Below are 14,526 nucleotides of genomic sequence, written 5' to 3'. Positions count from 1 at the left end.
GTAAAGAGGGGATGCGCCGGTGACCGAGCCCAGCCAGACTGCCCAGCTTCCGTCAGCGCAGGCAGCCCCGCCCCAGGCAGCCTCAACCCAGCGCAGCCAGGCCAAGGCGAACAGACGGCAGGCCCTCCTGTCCGCCGCCGCTGCGCTCTTTGCCCTGGAGGGCTTCAACCGCGTTTCCCTGGAGGATCTCGGGGCCGCGGCCGGCGTCAGCGGACCGGCGGTCTACCGTCACTTCGCCGGCAAGCAGGCCGTCCTCGGCGCCCTGCTGCTCAGTGTCAGCCAGGACCTGCTCGACGGCGGCCGCAGGGTGGTGGCCGATTCCGACGGCGATCTGGCGGCGTTGGGCGGGCTGGTGGCCTTCCACGTCGACTTTGCGCTGAGCAACCCGGACGTCATCCGGGTCCAGGACCAGGACTTCAGCAACCTGGCCGGCGAGGACCAGGCCGAGGTCCGCACGCTTCAGCGCAACTATGTCGAACTCTGGGTGGACGTGCTGGCCGGACTGCACGAGGGCACGGAGGCCGCCGAACTGCGGATGCGCGCGCATGCCACGTTCGGGCTGATCAACTCGACCCCGCACTCGGTGCGCAGCCACGGGCGCCGGATCGGGGTCCGCCGCGCGAGGCCGCTGCTGGAAAGCATGGCGCTGGCCGCGCTCCTGGCACCGGCCCCCACCGAGCCGCTCGGCTAAGCAACTCCCCCGCCCCGGGCGCCCTCCCGGGTCCACGGGCCCACGTGCCCACCGCCCACGTGTCCACCCCAGAGGGACTTTGGCACGGACACGCCGTCAACGGGGCCGCCGCCGTCGAAATTGTCCTCCATGTGCCCCGGGACGGCGACAACCCCGCCCAATGTAGCCCGCACACCACGAAGCTGCCGGCTGCCCCTTCCTTTCTGACGGGGCAGCCGGCAGCTGTGTAGAGGGACCTAGACCATCGCGAGGACCATGCCCGGATCGGCCAGCATGGCGCCGAGGTCCTGGAGGAACCGCGAGCCCTGCTCTCCGTCGACCAGTCGGTGGTCGAAGGACAGGCTGAGCGTCATGACCTGGCGCAGCGCGACCTCGTCCTTGTACTCCCACGGCATCTTCCGGACCGCGCCGAGGGCCAGGATGGCTGCCTCGCCCGGATTCAGGATGGGCGTGCCGGCGTCAATGCCGAAGACGCCGATGTTCGTGATGGAGATCGTGCCGCCGGAGAGCGCCTCAGGGCTTGTCTTCCCGGCCCGGGCCGTGTCCGTCAGTTCCGTCAGGGCCGAGGAGAGATCCATGAGGGACATCCGGTCCGCGTCCTTGATGTTCGGAACCGTCAGCCCCCGCGGGGTCGCGGCCGCGATGCCCAGGTTCACGTAGTTGAACTGGACGATCTCCTGGTTGGCCTCGTCCCAGCGGGCGTTGAGGGTCGGGTGGTTGCGCAACGCAATCAGCACGGCCTTGGACACGAGCGTCAGCGGGGTGAGCTTGTATCCGGCGAACGCGCGACTGGCCTTGAGCCGTGCCAGCAGCTCCATCGTGGGCGTGACGTCGACGGTCAGGAACTCGGTGACGTGCGGCGCGGTGAAGGCACTGGCCACCATGGCGGCGGCCGTGAACTTCCGCACGCCCTTGATCGGCGTGCGGGTCTCGCGCTCGCCCGGGGCCTGGACAAGCCCTGCGGCCTGCGCCGTCGCACCGGCGGGCTCCTGGGCGGCCGCGGGCAGGGCCCCGCCGCCGACGAAGTTCTGCACATCGTCGCGGGTGATGAGCCCGCGCTCCCCGGTACCGGGCACGGCCTCGAGGTCGACGCCGAGATCCTTGGCCAGCTTGCGCACCGGAGGCGTGGACCGCGGGCGCTCCCCCGGCGCGGATGCCGCCGAGGTTTCGACCGGCTTGGATTCGGCCGGCGCAGAGACGGCCGGTTCAGCAGCACGTACGGGTGCCACCGGCTCGGCCGCGACGGCCGGAGGGGCCGCCGGGGCCGCGAAGGTGCGGGCGCGGCGGGCCGGACGGCCGGACGCTTCGAGGACGGCGCCATAGCCCACGAGGTTCGGCTCACGCTTGCCGTCTGCGGCCCCGTCCGCACCAACACCGCCGCCGGAACCGGCGGCGCCGTCGTCGCCCTCGATCTCGAAGGAGACGATCGGCTTCCCGACCTCAACAACGGTGCCGGGCTGTTCGTGCAGGGCCGCGACGACGCCGGCAAACGGCGAGGGCAGCTCGACGACGGCCTTGGCCGTCTCTACCTCGGCGATGATCTGGTTGAGGGTGACGGTGTCCCCTACCGCGACCTTCCAGGCGACGATTTCCGATTCCGTCAGTCCCTCGCCGAGGTCCGGGAGCCTGAATTCCTTGATCATGGTGGCGCTCATCCTTCCAGCCCGCTGAGGGAGTTGGGGCGGCCGAGGGCGCGGTCGACGCCGTCGAGAATCCTGTCAAGGCCCGGCAGGTGGTGCATTTCCAGCTTGGAGTAAGGGTAGGGAACATCGAAGCCGGTCACGCGGACGGGAGCGGCCTCGAGGTGGTAGAAGCAGCGCTCGGTGATGCTCGCGGCGACTTCGGCGCCGAGGCCGCCGGACTGGCTGGCCTCGTGCGTGATGACCAGACGGCCGGTCTTGCGGACCGAGGCCTCAAGTGTGGCGAAGTCCAGTGGTGCCAGCGAGCGCAGGTCGATGACCTCAACCGAGATGCCTTCGTCGGCGGCCGCCATGGCGGCGTCGCGGGCGGTTTTGACCAGGGGGCCGTAGGCCACGAGGGTGACGTCCGTGCCCTCGGTGACAACACGGGCCTTTTCCATGGACAGGGCGGAGCTCAGGTCGACGCTCTCGTCCACCTCGCCCTTGTCGTGGTAGCGCCGCTTGGGCTCGAAGTACAGGACGGGATCGTCGGAGGCGATGGCCTGCTGGATCATGGTGTAGGCGTCCTGGGGGTTGGACACGCTGATCACGCGCAGCCCCGAGGTGTGGGTGAAGTAGGCCTCGGGCGATTCCGAGTGGTGCTCCGGCGAGCCGATGCCGCCGCCGAACGGGACGCGGATGGTGATGGGCATCTTGACCGCGCCCTGGGTGCGGTAGTGCATCTTGGCGACCTGGCTGACGATCTGGTCGAACGCCGGGTAGATGAAACCGTCGAACTGGATCTCCACCACCGGACGGTACCCGCGGTATGCCAGGCCGACGGCGGTGCCCATGATGCCCGATTCGGCGAGCGGGGTGTCCACGACGCGGTGCTTGCCGAAGTCTTTCTGCAGCCCGTCGGTGACACGGAAGACACCGCCAAGGGCGCCGATGTCCTCGCCCATCAGGACCACCTTGGGATCGTTTTCGAGGGACTTGCGCAGGCCCGAATTGATGGCTCGGGCAAAGGTCATCTGCGTCATCAGCGTGCACCTTCTTCAGAAGCGGCTTCTGCGGGATCGCCGAAGGAAGCCAGGTAACGGGAGTAGTGCTCCTGCTGGCGGTCCAGCCAGGAGTTGGGCGTGCTGTACACGTGCTTGAAGATATCCAGCGGCTGCGGCTCGGGCATGTTGATGGTGCCGGCCCGGAGTTCCTTGGCCACTGCGTCAGCTTGCGCGGCGACGGCGGCCTCGAGGTCCGCGGTCAGCAGTCCCTTGCGCTCGAGCAGCGACTTCATCCGGCTGATCGGGTCCTTGGCGGCCCAGTCCTCGAGTTCGTTGGCATCCCGGTAGCGGGTGGGGTCGTCCGCCGTCGTGTGCGGGCCCATCCGGTAGGTCACCGCCTCGATGAAGGTGGGACCGCCGCCGCGCCGGGCACGGTCCAGGGCAATGCGGGTGGCTGCCATGACGGCGAGGACATCGTTGCCGTCGACCCGCATGCTGGGGATGCCGAAGCCTGAGGCGCGGTCCGCGAGCTGGATGTGCGACTGCAGCCGGACGGGTTCGGAAATGGCCCAGTGGTTGTTCTGGCAGATGAAGACGACGGGCGCCTGGAAGCTCGCGGCGAAGACCATGGCTTCGTTGACGTCGCCTTCGCTCGTGGCGCCGTCGCCGAAGTAGGCCACGGCGACACAGTCGGCGCCGTCGTTCTGGATGCCCATGGCGTAGCCCGTGGCGTGCAGGCTCTGCGCGCCGATGATGATCTGCTGGGTGGCAACGTTGACGGTGAACGGGTCCCAGCCGGCGGAGGCGTTGCCACGCCAGGCACGGACGAGGTCCTCCGGCTTCACTCCCCGGCAGTAGGCGACACCGTTGTCGCGGTAGCTGGGGAAGACAAAGTCGTCCTCGCGGAGGGCACGGGCCGAGCCGATCTGGGATGCTTCCTGGCCCAGCAGTGGCGGCCACAGTGCCAGTTCGCCCTGCCGCTGGAGGGCCGTGGCTTCAGCATCGATCCGGCGGATGACCACCATGTCCTCATAGAGCGCGCAGAGCTGCTCATCGCTGACGTCCTGGAGCCAGGGATCGAACTCGGGATGGCTGATGCGCTCGCCCGCCGGGGTGATGAGCTGGACGAGGTCGCCGCCCGTCCGCCTCATAGAATTTTCACTGTTTCCGGGGCCCCCGGCGGCAATGCCGCCCTTGCCCGCGTCGTCGGTAAACACTGTTGTCCGCACCTTCTGACGTCGTCTGACCGGAACTCGCAGGACTCGTGATCCCGCGGCGCGCCAGCCGCCCGGGCGCCGTTGCCCCGGATAATTGTGACCCTACTCACAATGCTCATCGGGTACAACCACCCGCAAAAATATTGAGCATTATGCCCTGTTTGGTGTCCGCCAACCGTGCTAATCTTGCGCATTATGCAAACCTTGGATGGCACTGACACCCGCCTGCTTTCGGCCATGGCGCGGGACCCCCGCCGGACCGTGGTTGCCCTCGCCCAGAAGCTCGGACTCTCGCGCAATACGGTGCAGGCCAGGATGGCCCAGCTGGAGAAGAAGCACGTGTTCCTCTCCTTCGAGCGGCGGATCAACCCGGTGTCCCTGGGGTACCCGCTGATGGCTTTCATCTCCGTCCACGTCCAGCAACAGAAACTCGGACCCCTCGCCGTCGAGCTCGCCGGGATTCCGGAAATCCTGGAGGGCTACGGCCTGACGGGCTCGGCCGATCTGCTCCTGCGGGTGGTGGCGCTCGACGCCGAGGACCTGTTCCGGATCAACGGCAAGATACTGGCCTGCGACGGCGTGGACCGGACCGATACCGCACTGGCGATGGGCGAGCTGATCCCGTTCCGGATCCAGCCCCTGCTGGAGCGCGGATCCGCCGATAACTGATCCGCTTTTCATCTGTGCCGTGGGCGGCCGCGGCGCTAGGCTGTGTCCGTTGGGTCCCCCTGAGTCCTTGGGTCCGCGCACGCGGCCCAGTGCAACAGGCAGTGGCTTGTCTGGACTGCCGGAAAGGCTTGAACCGTGAGCAGTCCCGAGGAACCACACCGCCCGGTACCGCCGCAGCCCGGGCATGAGCCTGCAGCCGGCCACCCGGCGCCCGGCCAGCCGCCCGTTCCGTACTACGCCCCGCCGCCCGGGCCACCCGCCGACGCCGCGGTGCCCAACTACGCGGCACCCAGCTACCCGCCACCGGCGACCGGCGCGGCACCCAGCTACCCGCCACCCGCCGACGGCGCACCTCCGTACTACGGCGGTCCGGGGCAGCCGCCGCCCTACTACGGCGGCGCCGCCCAGCCGCCCCCGAAAAAGAGCCGCAAGGCCCTGTGGATTGTCCTCGGGATCGTCGGCGGTGTGCTCCTGCTGGTAAGTGCCGGCGCCGTCGTCCTGCTCAACGTGGTGGGCGGAGCCACCAACCAGGCACGGGGCATCGCTGACGATTTCACGAAGCTGCTCATCGCCGGTGAGGTCAGCACCGCCTACGAGAAGTACCTGGATCCGGCCCTCATGCGGAAGATTTCGCCGGAGGAGTTCGCCGCGGGCGTGCAGAGCCTGGAGCTTGACGGCAGCTGTAAACCGAACTTTTCAAGCCTCAACGTCAGCTCCAACAACGGCTCCAACGCCGCCGACGTCGCCGGAACGATCGACTGCGACACGAAAAGTGTGGAGCTGGCCTACCGTTTCGAGGGGCACGACGAGCTGAAGATGGTGAACATTCGGCTGAGGCCTCAGCGCTGACCTCGAAAAACCCTGTCGAAGCGCCCATCCACAGAGAAGCTCCCGTGCTGCTGCACGGGAGCTTCTCTGCTGGTGCAGCCTTCCTAGTGGTTGGTAGCCTTTTCGGCGCCCACCCCGGTCAGGGAACGGACCTCCATTTCGGCCTGCTTTGTGGCGTCTTCCTTCCGCTTGTCCAGGACGGTGCCCAGCCAGCCCAGGAAGAACGCGAGCGGGATGGAGACGATGCCCGGGTTGCTTAGCGGGAAGATGGCGAAGTTGGCGCCGGGGATCATCGACGTCTTGGCCCCGGAAACCACCGGGGAGAGCGCAATCAGGATGATGGCCGCGGACAATCCGCCGTACATGCTCCACAGGGCTCCCTGGGTGGTGAACCGGCGCCAGAACAGCGAGTAGAGGATGGTCGGAAGGTTGGCGGAGGCAGCCACGGCGAAGGCGAGCGCCACGAGGAACGCGACATTTTGTCCGTTGGCGAAGATGCCGCCGGCGATGGCCAGCAGCCCGATCACCACCACGGTGCGGCGGGCAACCTTGACCTCGGTGGCGGCGTCGGCCTTCCCCTTGGCGATGACGCTGGCGTAGATGTCGTGGGCGAAGGATGCCGCCGCGGTGATCGTCAGGCCGGCGACGACGGCCAGGATGGTCGCGAAGGCCACCGCCGAGATGAAGCCCAGGAGCAGCGGACCGCCGAGGTGGAAGGCGAGCAGCGGCGCGGCCGAGTTGACGCCGCCCGGGGCTGCCTTGATGGTGTCGGCACCCACCAGCGCAGCCGCGCCGTAGCCCAGGACCAGGGTGAACAGGTAGAAGATGCCGATGAGCCAGATGGACCACACCACGGACTTTCGGGCTTCCTTTGCGGTCGGAACCGTGTAGAAGCGCATCAGCACGTGCGGCAGGGCTGCGGTGCCGAGCACCAGGGCCAGGCCGAGGGACAGGAAGTCGACCTTGGAGGTCTCCGTCTTGCCGTACTGCAGTCCCGGGTTGAGCAGGTTCGGGTTGCCCGAGGTTTCCACCGCGCCGCCCAGCAGATCCGAGAGGTTGAAGCCGTAGATCGCGAGGACCCAGAAGGTCATGACAGCGGCTCCGGCGATCAGGAGCATGGCCTTGATGATCTGCACCCAGGTGGTGCCCTTCATGCCGCCGATCAGGACGTACATGATCATCAGGGCGCCGACGACGATGATCACCAGGGCTTGTCCGCCCCAGTCACTGATGCCCAGGAGCAGCGAGATGAGGCTGCCGGCACCGGCCATCTGGGCCAGCAGGTAGAAGAAGCAGACGGCCAGCGTGGAGATGGCTGCCGCGATGCGCACGGGGCGCTGCTTGAGCCGGAAGGAGAGGACATCGGCCATGGTGAACTTGCCGGTGTTGCGGAGCAGCTCGGCGACGAGCAGCAAGGCGACGAGCCACGCCACGAGGAAGCCGATGGAATACATGAAGCCGTCGTAGCCGTTGATGGCGATGGCTCCGGTGATGCCCAGGAAGGACGCTGCGGAGAGGTAGTCGCCGGCGATGGCGGTGCCGTTCTGCGGGCCCGTGAAGGAACGTCCGGCCGCGTAGTAGTCGGCCGCCGTCTTGTTGTTGCGGCTGGCCCTGATCACAATGACCATGGTGATCGCGACGAAGAGGGCGAAGATGCCCATGTTCAGCAGGGTGGTGTCCTTGAGATCCGCGACATTGACCGCGGGAACCATGAGTGTCATTTTGCTGTCCCCCCAACCGGGTTGCCGTGCTTGTCGAATTCGTGCCCCTCGATTTCCTGGCGGATCTCGGAGGCAATGGGGTCCAGCTTGCGGTTCGAATAGCTGACGTACCAGCCGGTGATCGCGAACGTGGAGACAAACTGCAGCAGGCCCAGGATCAGGCCGACGTTGATGTTGCCCCAAAGCTTGATCGACATGAATCCGACCGCGTAGTCGGCCAGCAGGACATAGGCGAAGTACCAGAGCAGAAAGGCAATGGATAGCGGGAAGACAAAGCTGCGGTGACGGGTGCGCAGTTCCTGGAACTGCTCCGTCGACTGGACTTCCTTGAAGTCCACGGCCGCCGCAGCGTCCGTTTCTTGGGCGTCGTGACCCATCGGTTCCTCCTCATTGAGACTGGTGAGTCCACACCGGTTGCCGTGGTCTGCGCGGGACGCACCCTGCAACCCATCCTGCCGATGTGACTGCAATCACTGTGCACCGTGACGTGGGCTACCTACCACAGCCGGGGCAGCCTGCGTCGCTCAGCGGTCCCGGCGCTGCGCCAAACGGCGCCCGATACACCTGTTTCGCGGCCATCGTTGTCCGGGCACGTGCCAGAGCCGTCAGCCCCGGCACCGGCGGTAGGCTGGGCATCATGCCGGACTCTCCCCTGTTCACCGCCGCCGCCGTCGCGGTGATCGCCATGGCGATCACGGTGGTCGTCGCCGTCGGGCTCCAGGTCCTCCGCTCCTTCCGCGACCTCGGCACCGATGCCGAGCGCGCCACTTACACGACGCTCCACGCCGCGTCCCGGGCCGGCCAGTACCTGCGGACCGGCCTGAACCCTGCCGGTGCGGCCAAGGCCAGCAAACAGCTGCGCAGCATCCTGGGCTGCGATGCCCTCGCCATCACCGATACAACCGGCGTGCTCGCGTGGGACGGCGCCGCCGAGGAGCTCAAGCCTGCCCTGATGGGGCTCGCGTCAAAAGTGTTCGACGGCGGCCACCTCGCCGTCATTCCGGCGGGCGAACTCCAGCTCCTGGCCGCTGGCGTCGGCGGCATGACGCTGGCGCCGGAGGTGGAGCGCGCCGTCGTGATCGCCCCGATCAAAACCGGCACGCGTGTGGTGGGTGTGGTGGCCGCCTTCGCGCCGGCCGCCGGGGCGGGACTGGTCCGCGCCACCGGGGAGGTGGCTGACTGGGTGGCCACGCAGGTGGAACTGGCCGAGCTCGACGCCTCCCGCACGCTCCTGATGGAAGCCGAGGTCCGCGCCCTCCGCGCCCAGATCAGTCCGCACTTCATCTACAACTCGCTCAACGCGATCGCATCCTTCATCAACACGGATCCGGTCCGGGCGCGCGAGCTCGTGGTGGAGTTCGCCGATTTCACCCGCTACTCCTTCCGCCGCCACGGCGACTTCACCACCCTGGCCGAGGAACTGCGCTGCATCGACCGCTACCTGCTCCTGGAGCGGGCCCGGTTCGGGGACCGCGTCCAGGTCAGCCTGCGGATCGCTCCCGAGGTGCTCAGCACCGTGATCCCCTTCCTGAGCCTGCAGCCGCTCGTGGAAAACGCGGTCCGGCACGGGCTGGAGGCCAAGGAGGGCCCGGGCCACATCTCCATCACTGCGAATGACTCCGGTGCCTTCGCGGAAGTGACGATCGAGGACGACGGCGTGGGCATGGACCCCGACCAGCTGCGCGCTGTCCTTGCCGGGCACAGCGACGGCGACCACGTCGGGCTGCGCAACGTCGACGCCCGCCTGCGCCAGGTGTACGGCGACGACAACGGCCTCGTGATCGAGACCGCGCCCGGCGAAGGCACCCTGATCACGATGCGCGTCCCCAAGTCCCAGCCCCGGCACGATGCCTGATTCCGGTCGGGCAAGAATGCCTGCGGCAGTACGCTAGAGCCATGATTAACGTCCTCGTCGCCGACGACGAGCTCCCCGCCGTTGAGGAACTGGCCTTCCTGCTCGGCCGGGATGACCGGATCGGCGCCATCCACCGGGCTTCCTCGGGCGCCGAGGCCCTGCGTGCCCTCGAGGCCGAAGACGTCGACGCCGTGTTCCTCGACATCCACATGCCGGCGCTGTCCGGGCTGGACATTGCGCGGGCCATCTCCCGCAGCGCCCGCCCGCCCGCCGTCGTTTTCGTCACTGCCGACGAGGACTGCGCGCTGGAGGCCTTCGAGCTCGCGGCCGTGGACTACCTCCTCAAGCCCGTGCGGGCCGAAAGGCTGGCAAAGTCGATCGGACGCATCAGCGAACTGCTCAAGGATGGTGCCCCTGCACCCGAAATGATCACCGTGGACCTGGGCGGGACCACCAAAATGATCCGTCGCGAGGACGTGACCTACGTCCAGGCGCAGGGTGATTACGCCCGGCTGCACACCGCCGATGCCAGCTACCTCATCAGGGTTCCGCTGGCGGACCTCGAACAGCAGTGGGCCGACGCCGGATTCGTCCGCATCCACCGCTCCTACCTGATCGCGCTGGGCCACGTCAGCCACTTGAAGCTCGCCGCAGCGCGGCCCAGCGTCACCGTGGCTGGAGCTGAACTGCCTATCAGCCGCCGGCACCTGCCTGCTGTCCGGGAAAAGCTCGGCGCAACCCGTATCCGGCCGCAGGCATGACAAGGGTCCGGGTCACGGCGCCGCGCAACGTCACACCAAACAGCGCCACACCAAACGGCACCGCACCAAACAGCACCGCAGCAAACAGCGCCGCCCTGAACGGCGGGCGCTCCGCGGCAGCCTCCCGCGAAGCGGAGGAGGAGACCGACGCCGGGCAGTTGTTCGTCCGTTCGCTCATCCGGTCCCAGCTCCGGCTGGGCCTCGTGGTGGCCCTGGGATTCCTGCTGATCATGCTCGCCTTCCCGCTGATGCTGGGGCTGGTCCCCGGCCTGGCGGACTCCACGATTGCCGGCCTTCCCTTCGACTGGGTCCTGCTGGGGGCCGGGATCTATCCCGTGATCGGCCTCAGTGCCTGGCTGTACGTGCGGACCGCGGCCAGGAACGAGGCCCGCTACCGGGACCTCGCCGGCGACAAATGACCGAACAGGTGAGGACCCACGTGAACGGCCCGGCGGGCGGCCACGTACGGGGCCCGGTGGGCGGCCACCCACGCGGCCGGGTGAACGGCCGGTGAACCCCGTCGTCGGCGTCGCGGCGTTCGCCGCCGTCTCCCTCGCCACGGCTGTGATTGGTTTCTACGGGTTGCGGATCTCGCGCACCACCGGGGACTTCTACGTGGCGTCCCGGACGGTCAAGCCGTGGTGGAACGCCTCAGCAATCGGCGGGGAGTACCTCTCGGCCGCGAGCTTCCTGGGGGTCGCCGGGCTCATCCTGCTCTCCGGTACCGACGCCCTGTGGTATCCGGTGGGGTACACGGCCGGATACCTGATGCTGCTCTTGTTCGTCGCCGCTCCCCTGCGCCGCTCGGGCGCCTACACGATCCCTGACTTCACCGAGGCGCGCCTCGATTCGCGTGCCGTCCGCCGCGTCACAAGCCTGGTGGTGGTCCTGGTCGGCTGGCTCTACATCGTCCCGCAACTCCACGGCGCCGCCCTGGCCATCCGGATCACCACCGGGCTGCCGGCGTGGGTAGGCCCGGTGGCGGTGGTCGCCGTCGTCTGCATCACCGTGGTGGCGGGCGGGATGCGCTCCATCACGTTTGTCCAGGCGTTCCAGTACTGGCTGAAACTGACGGCGGTGGCGGTGCCCATCGTGTTCATGCTGCTGGTGCTGGGCGGCAACAGCTCCCCGGCGGAGGCAGCCCCCGCGGTGAATCCGACGGCGCTGGCACCCTCGGGCCCCTATCAGGTCATTTCGCTGCTCGTGGCCCTGCTCTTCGGAACCCTCGGCCTGCCGCACGTGCTGGTCCGGTTCTACACAAATCCGGACGGACAGTCGGCCCGCCGCACCACCCTGATTGTCCTGGGCCTGCTCTCGGTCTTCTATCTGTTCCCCACGGCCTACGGCATGATCGGCCGGGCCTACGCCCCCGACCTCGCCCAAAGCGGGCCGGCCGATGCCCTGGTCCTGCTGCTGCCTGGCCGCCTGGTGGGCGGGGCGGCCGGCGACCTGCTCTCTGCGCTGGTGGTGGCGGGGGCGTTTGGGGCGTTCCTGTCGACGACGTCGGGCCTGGTGGTCTCTCTGGCCGGCGTTATCAGCCAGGACGTGTTCGGCGGCAGCGTGCGGGGCTTCCGGCTGGCAGCGCTGATCTCGGCGCTGGTGCCTCTGGGAATCGCGTCGATGACCGAGTCGCTGGCACTGGCCGGCAGCGTGGGGCTCGTGTTTGCCTTTACCGCGTCCACGATCTGCCCTGTCCTGCTGCTGGGCATTTGGTGGCGGGGACTGACGGACGCCGGGGCAATCGCGGGCATGGCGACCGGCGGCGTGCTCTGCGGCAGTGCGATGGTGGCCGGCTCGGTGCTGGGTGCTGCGCAGACGCCGTCGTGGCTGGCGCAGCCGGCCGCGTGGACGGTACCGGCCGCGTTCGCCGTCACGATCCTGGTGTCGCGGGCCACGCGGGGCCGGGTGCCGCGGACAATGACACGGCTGATGACCCGGCTGCACACCCCGGAACGGCCGCTCGCGACGGAACGGTGACCCTGGCGGGGCTCCGGGCGGGGTGTGACTAGTCGATGGCCGCCATGAGCTCGACGGCGCGCTCCAGGAATGCGTCGACCTGGCTTTCCTCGTAGCCCTCCCGGCCCACGGCGGGACGGAACACGGCGCGCCGGACGTTGTCCACGCTCAGCGGCTGGTCCTCCTCGAGGTAGCCGATCAGCTCGTGGCAGAGGTCGTCGACGTCGGTGGTGTTGTAGCTGCGGGCCTTGGGCTTGGACGGGCGCCGGAAGCGTTGGCCGTCCGGGCGGTGCAGGCGGCCGCGCAGGACGCCCGCGAGCCGGCCGATTTCGCGCAGCCAGGCATCTTCGCCGCGTTCGGCAACGAGCTCATCGCGCTCACGCCGGGCGAGGGCGTCTTCGAGCCGGTCCAGCGCGGCGTCCACGCCGGCGGCGGCGTAGCCGCCCTTCACGGGATCGAAGGACACGACGCGGACGTCCGAGCTCTTGATGGCGCGGGAGGCCGAGGACGGAGCTTCGAATGACACCCGTGCGCGCTGCAGGAAATCGTCGACCTGCCTGGCGTTGTAGCCATACTGGTTCCGCTGCACGCGGTCAAAAGACGCAGGAATCTGCCGTTGAATGTCCACTGTTACTTTGTTCCTTTGATGCCGTTCGGCTGGTTTGCTCGGCACCATTCTAGGCGCCGGAAGTGCTGGTCCGGTGCTTCTAGGCGGCGGTGAGGGCCGAGAACAGGATGAACGCCACCGGCGAGGCGAAGACAATCGAGTCCAGCCGGTCCATGACGCCTCCGTGTCCGGGGAGGATGCTGCTCATGTCCTTGATGCCGAGCTCGCGCTTGACCATGGATTCGGCGAGGTCGCCGGCGGTGGCGGCTGCCACCATGCCCACGGCGAGCACGACGCCGAACCACCACGGTTCGCCCAGCACGAAGATCATGGCGAGCACGCCCACGACGACGGCCCCGGCGATCGAGCCGGCGAAGCCTTCCCAGGTCTTCTTGGGGCTGATCTTGGGGGCCATCGGATGCTTGCCCAGGGATGCGCCCACGAGGTAACCGAAGGTGTCGTTGGCCACCACCAAAAGCAGCAGGGTCGCGATTTCCCACGCACCCGCCGGAATCACCCCGTCAGGCCACAGGCCTACCGGCGTCTCGCCGTCGGCGGTGTGCAGCAGCAGCGCCGCAAAGCTGATCAGGAACGGCACCCAGGACAGGGTGAAGACCCCTGCGAAAATGCTCCGCGCCGAACCGGCGGCGCCCTCCAGGGTCCGCCACAACAGCACCGCCACGCTGCTGACGAGCATGGCGAAGAGCAGGCTTTCGAGGCCGCCGAAGTAGGCGGCGATCGGCATGGCGACCGTGCCGACCATCACCGGCACGATCGGCAGGCGGGTGCCTGCGGCCTCCAGCGCACGGAAGATCTCCCAGACGCCGAAGATCGCAAAGGTGGCGGTCACCAGGACGAAGCCCAGCGGAAGGAACAGCAGGCCGCCGAGGACGCACACCAGCATGCCAACGCCCACCACGGTAGCGGCGGGCAGGTTCCGGCCCGCTTTGGGCGTTGGGTTCTCGCGCTGCTTCCCCCGCCTCCGGGCGCGCGGCCCGGAGGCCTCCTGTGCCTGATTCATCAGACCTCGAGCAGCTCAGCTTCCTTGCGCTTGAGCAGCTCGTCGATCCCGTMCACGTGTGCCTTGGTCATGGCGTCGAGTTCCTTCTCACCGCGCGCGCCTTCGTCTTCGCCGGCGTCGCCGTCCTTGACGAGCTTGTCCAGCGTTTCCTTCGCTTTACGGCGGATGTTGCGGATGGACACCTTCGCGTCCTCACCCTTGGACTTGACGATCTTGACGTATTCCTTGCGCCGTTCGGACGTCAGCTCGGGAATGGTGATCCGGATGACGTTGCCGTCGTTGGACGGGTTGGCGCCGACCTCGGAGTCGCTGAGGGCACGTTCGATGTCGCGCAGGGCCGTCTTGTCGTACGGGGTGACGAGGATGGTGCGGGCATCCGGGACCGCGAAGGAGGCCAGCTGCTGCAGCGGCGTCGGCGTGCCGTAGTACTCGACGATGACCTTGTTGTACAGGCCAGGCGTCGCGCGGCCGGTCCGGATCGAGGCGAAGTCTTCCTTGGCTACCTCAACTGCCTTGTCCATCTTGTCCCCGGCTTCGAGCAAGGTTTCTTCGATCACGGTCTCTCCTCAGAAATTGG

15 protein-coding genes are annotated in these 14,526 nt (G+C 68.0%); 7 read left to right on the top strand and 8 right to left on the bottom strand.

From position 1 onward, the window contains the following. Nucleotides 1–19: 19 nt before the first annotated feature. On the top strand, nt 20–691 hold the full coding sequence (locus AC1D1A_RS11715; RefSeq protein ID WP_476856469.1) for an SACE_7040 family transcriptional regulator: 672 nt from the start codon (nt 20–22) through the stop codon (nt 689–691). A gap of 236 nt (nt 692–927) precedes the next feature. Here the strand turns inward: AC1D1A_RS11715 and AC1D1A_RS11710 are convergent, their stop codons facing one another. From AC1D1A_RS11710 to pdhA, 3 genes are read right to left on the bottom strand one after another with little or no spacing between them, the layout of a single operon-like run. Continuing rightward, on the bottom strand, nt 928–2,346 hold the full coding sequence (locus tag AC1D1A_RS11710; RefSeq protein WP_476947787.1) for a dihydrolipoamide acetyltransferase family protein: 1,419 nt from the start codon (nt 2,344–2,346) through the stop codon (nt 928–930). After that, nucleotides 2,343–3,353: an alpha-ketoacid dehydrogenase subunit beta gene (locus tag AC1D1A_RS11705; RefSeq protein ID WP_476849401.1), complete on the bottom strand. Its 1,011-nt coding sequence runs from the start codon at nt 3,351–3,353 to the stop codon at nt 2,343–2,345. The genes AC1D1A_RS11710 and AC1D1A_RS11705 overlap by 4 nt, the downstream gene beginning before the upstream one ends. Further along, on the bottom strand, nt 3,353–4,531 hold the full coding sequence (pdhA, locus tag AC1D1A_RS11700) for a pyruvate dehydrogenase (acetyl-transferring) E1 component subunit alpha (protein WP_374706662.1): 1,179 nt from the start codon (nt 4,529–4,531) through the stop codon (nt 3,353–3,355). Before pdhA ends, AC1D1A_RS11705 begins: the two co-directional genes overlap by 1 nt. 195 nt (nt 4,532–4,726) lie before the next feature. Between pdhA and AC1D1A_RS11695 the strand changes: the two genes are divergently transcribed. Next, nucleotides 4,727–5,200: an Lrp/AsnC family transcriptional regulator gene (locus AC1D1A_RS11695; protein ID WP_026266622.1), complete on the top strand. Its 474-nt coding sequence runs from the start codon at nt 4,727–4,729 to the stop codon at nt 5,198–5,200. A gap of 135 nt (nt 5,201–5,335) precedes the next feature. Then, entirely contained in the window at nt 5,336–6,049 is a 714-nt protein-coding gene (locus tag AC1D1A_RS11690) for a hypothetical protein (RefSeq protein WP_476947786.1), read from the top strand. An 83-nt stretch (nt 6,050–6,132) separates the two neighbouring features. On the opposite strand, the gene AC1D1A_RS11685 is transcribed toward AC1D1A_RS11690, so the two are convergent. Further along, the gene (locus AC1D1A_RS11685) at nt 6,133–7,749 is read right to left on the bottom strand and encodes a solute symporter family protein (RefSeq protein ID WP_026266623.1); all 1,617 of its coding nucleotides are present in this window, start codon (nt 7,747–7,749) and stop codon (nt 6,133–6,135) included. Then, the gene (locus AC1D1A_RS11680) at nt 7,746–8,126 is read right to left on the bottom strand and encodes a DUF485 domain-containing protein (protein ID WP_079551449.1); all 381 of its coding nucleotides are present in this window, start codon (nt 8,124–8,126) and stop codon (nt 7,746–7,748) included. The genes AC1D1A_RS11685 and AC1D1A_RS11680 overlap by 4 nt, the downstream gene beginning before the upstream one ends. A 260-nt stretch (nt 8,127–8,386) precedes the next feature. Here AC1D1A_RS11680 and AC1D1A_RS11675 point away from each other — a divergent pair, with 260 nt between their 5' ends. From AC1D1A_RS11675 to AC1D1A_RS11660, 4 genes are all read left to right on the top strand, one after another. Continuing rightward, the gene (locus AC1D1A_RS11675; RefSeq protein ID WP_476947785.1) at nt 8,387–9,604 is read left to right on the top strand and encodes a sensor histidine kinase; all 1,218 of its coding nucleotides are present in this window, start codon (nt 8,387–8,389) and stop codon (nt 9,602–9,604) included. Between the two features lie 41 nt (nt 9,605–9,645). Then, entirely contained in the window at nt 9,646–10,365 is a 720-nt protein-coding gene (locus tag AC1D1A_RS11670) for a LytR/AlgR family response regulator transcription factor (RefSeq protein ID WP_476947784.1), read from the top strand. Beyond that, a complete protein-coding gene (locus AC1D1A_RS11665) occupies nt 10,362–10,784 on the top strand; it encodes a DUF485 domain-containing protein (protein WP_476947783.1) in 423 nt (140 codons plus the stop codon). The genes AC1D1A_RS11670 and AC1D1A_RS11665 overlap by 4 nt, the downstream gene beginning before the upstream one ends. A gap of 91 nt (nt 10,785–10,875) precedes the next feature. Continuing rightward, a complete protein-coding gene (locus tag AC1D1A_RS11660; RefSeq protein ID WP_476887213.1) occupies nt 10,876–12,342 on the top strand; it encodes a sodium/solute symporter in 1,467 nt (488 codons plus the stop codon). A 28-nt stretch (nt 12,343–12,370) separates the two neighbouring features. On the opposite strand, the gene AC1D1A_RS11655 is transcribed toward AC1D1A_RS11660, so the two are convergent. From AC1D1A_RS11655 to frr, 3 genes are read right to left on the bottom strand one after another with little or no spacing between them, the layout of a single operon-like run. After that, nucleotides 12,371–12,997, bottom strand: coding sequence for a DivIVA domain-containing protein (locus AC1D1A_RS11655; protein ID WP_476849395.1), 627 nt, complete (start codon nt 12,995–12,997; stop codon nt 12,371–12,373). A 31-nt stretch (nt 12,998–13,028) separates the two neighbouring features. Further along, nucleotides 13,029–13,949 carry a phosphatidate cytidylyltransferase gene (locus tag AC1D1A_RS11650; RefSeq protein WP_079551459.1) on the bottom strand — a complete coding sequence of 307 codons (921 nt, stop codon included), beginning with the start codon at nt 13,947–13,949 and terminating at the stop codon, nt 13,029–13,031. Next, entirely contained in the window at nt 13,949–14,506 is a 558-nt protein-coding gene (frr, locus tag AC1D1A_RS11645; RefSeq protein WP_476947782.1) for a ribosome recycling factor, read from the bottom strand. The genes AC1D1A_RS11650 and frr overlap by 1 nt, the downstream gene beginning before the upstream one ends. Between the last annotated feature and the right edge of the window lie 20 nt (nt 14,507–14,526).

The sequence above is a fragment of the Arthrobacter sp. P1_B9 genome (genome assembly GCF_056406495.1).
This window is presented reverse-complemented; position numbering and strand designations above follow the sequence as displayed.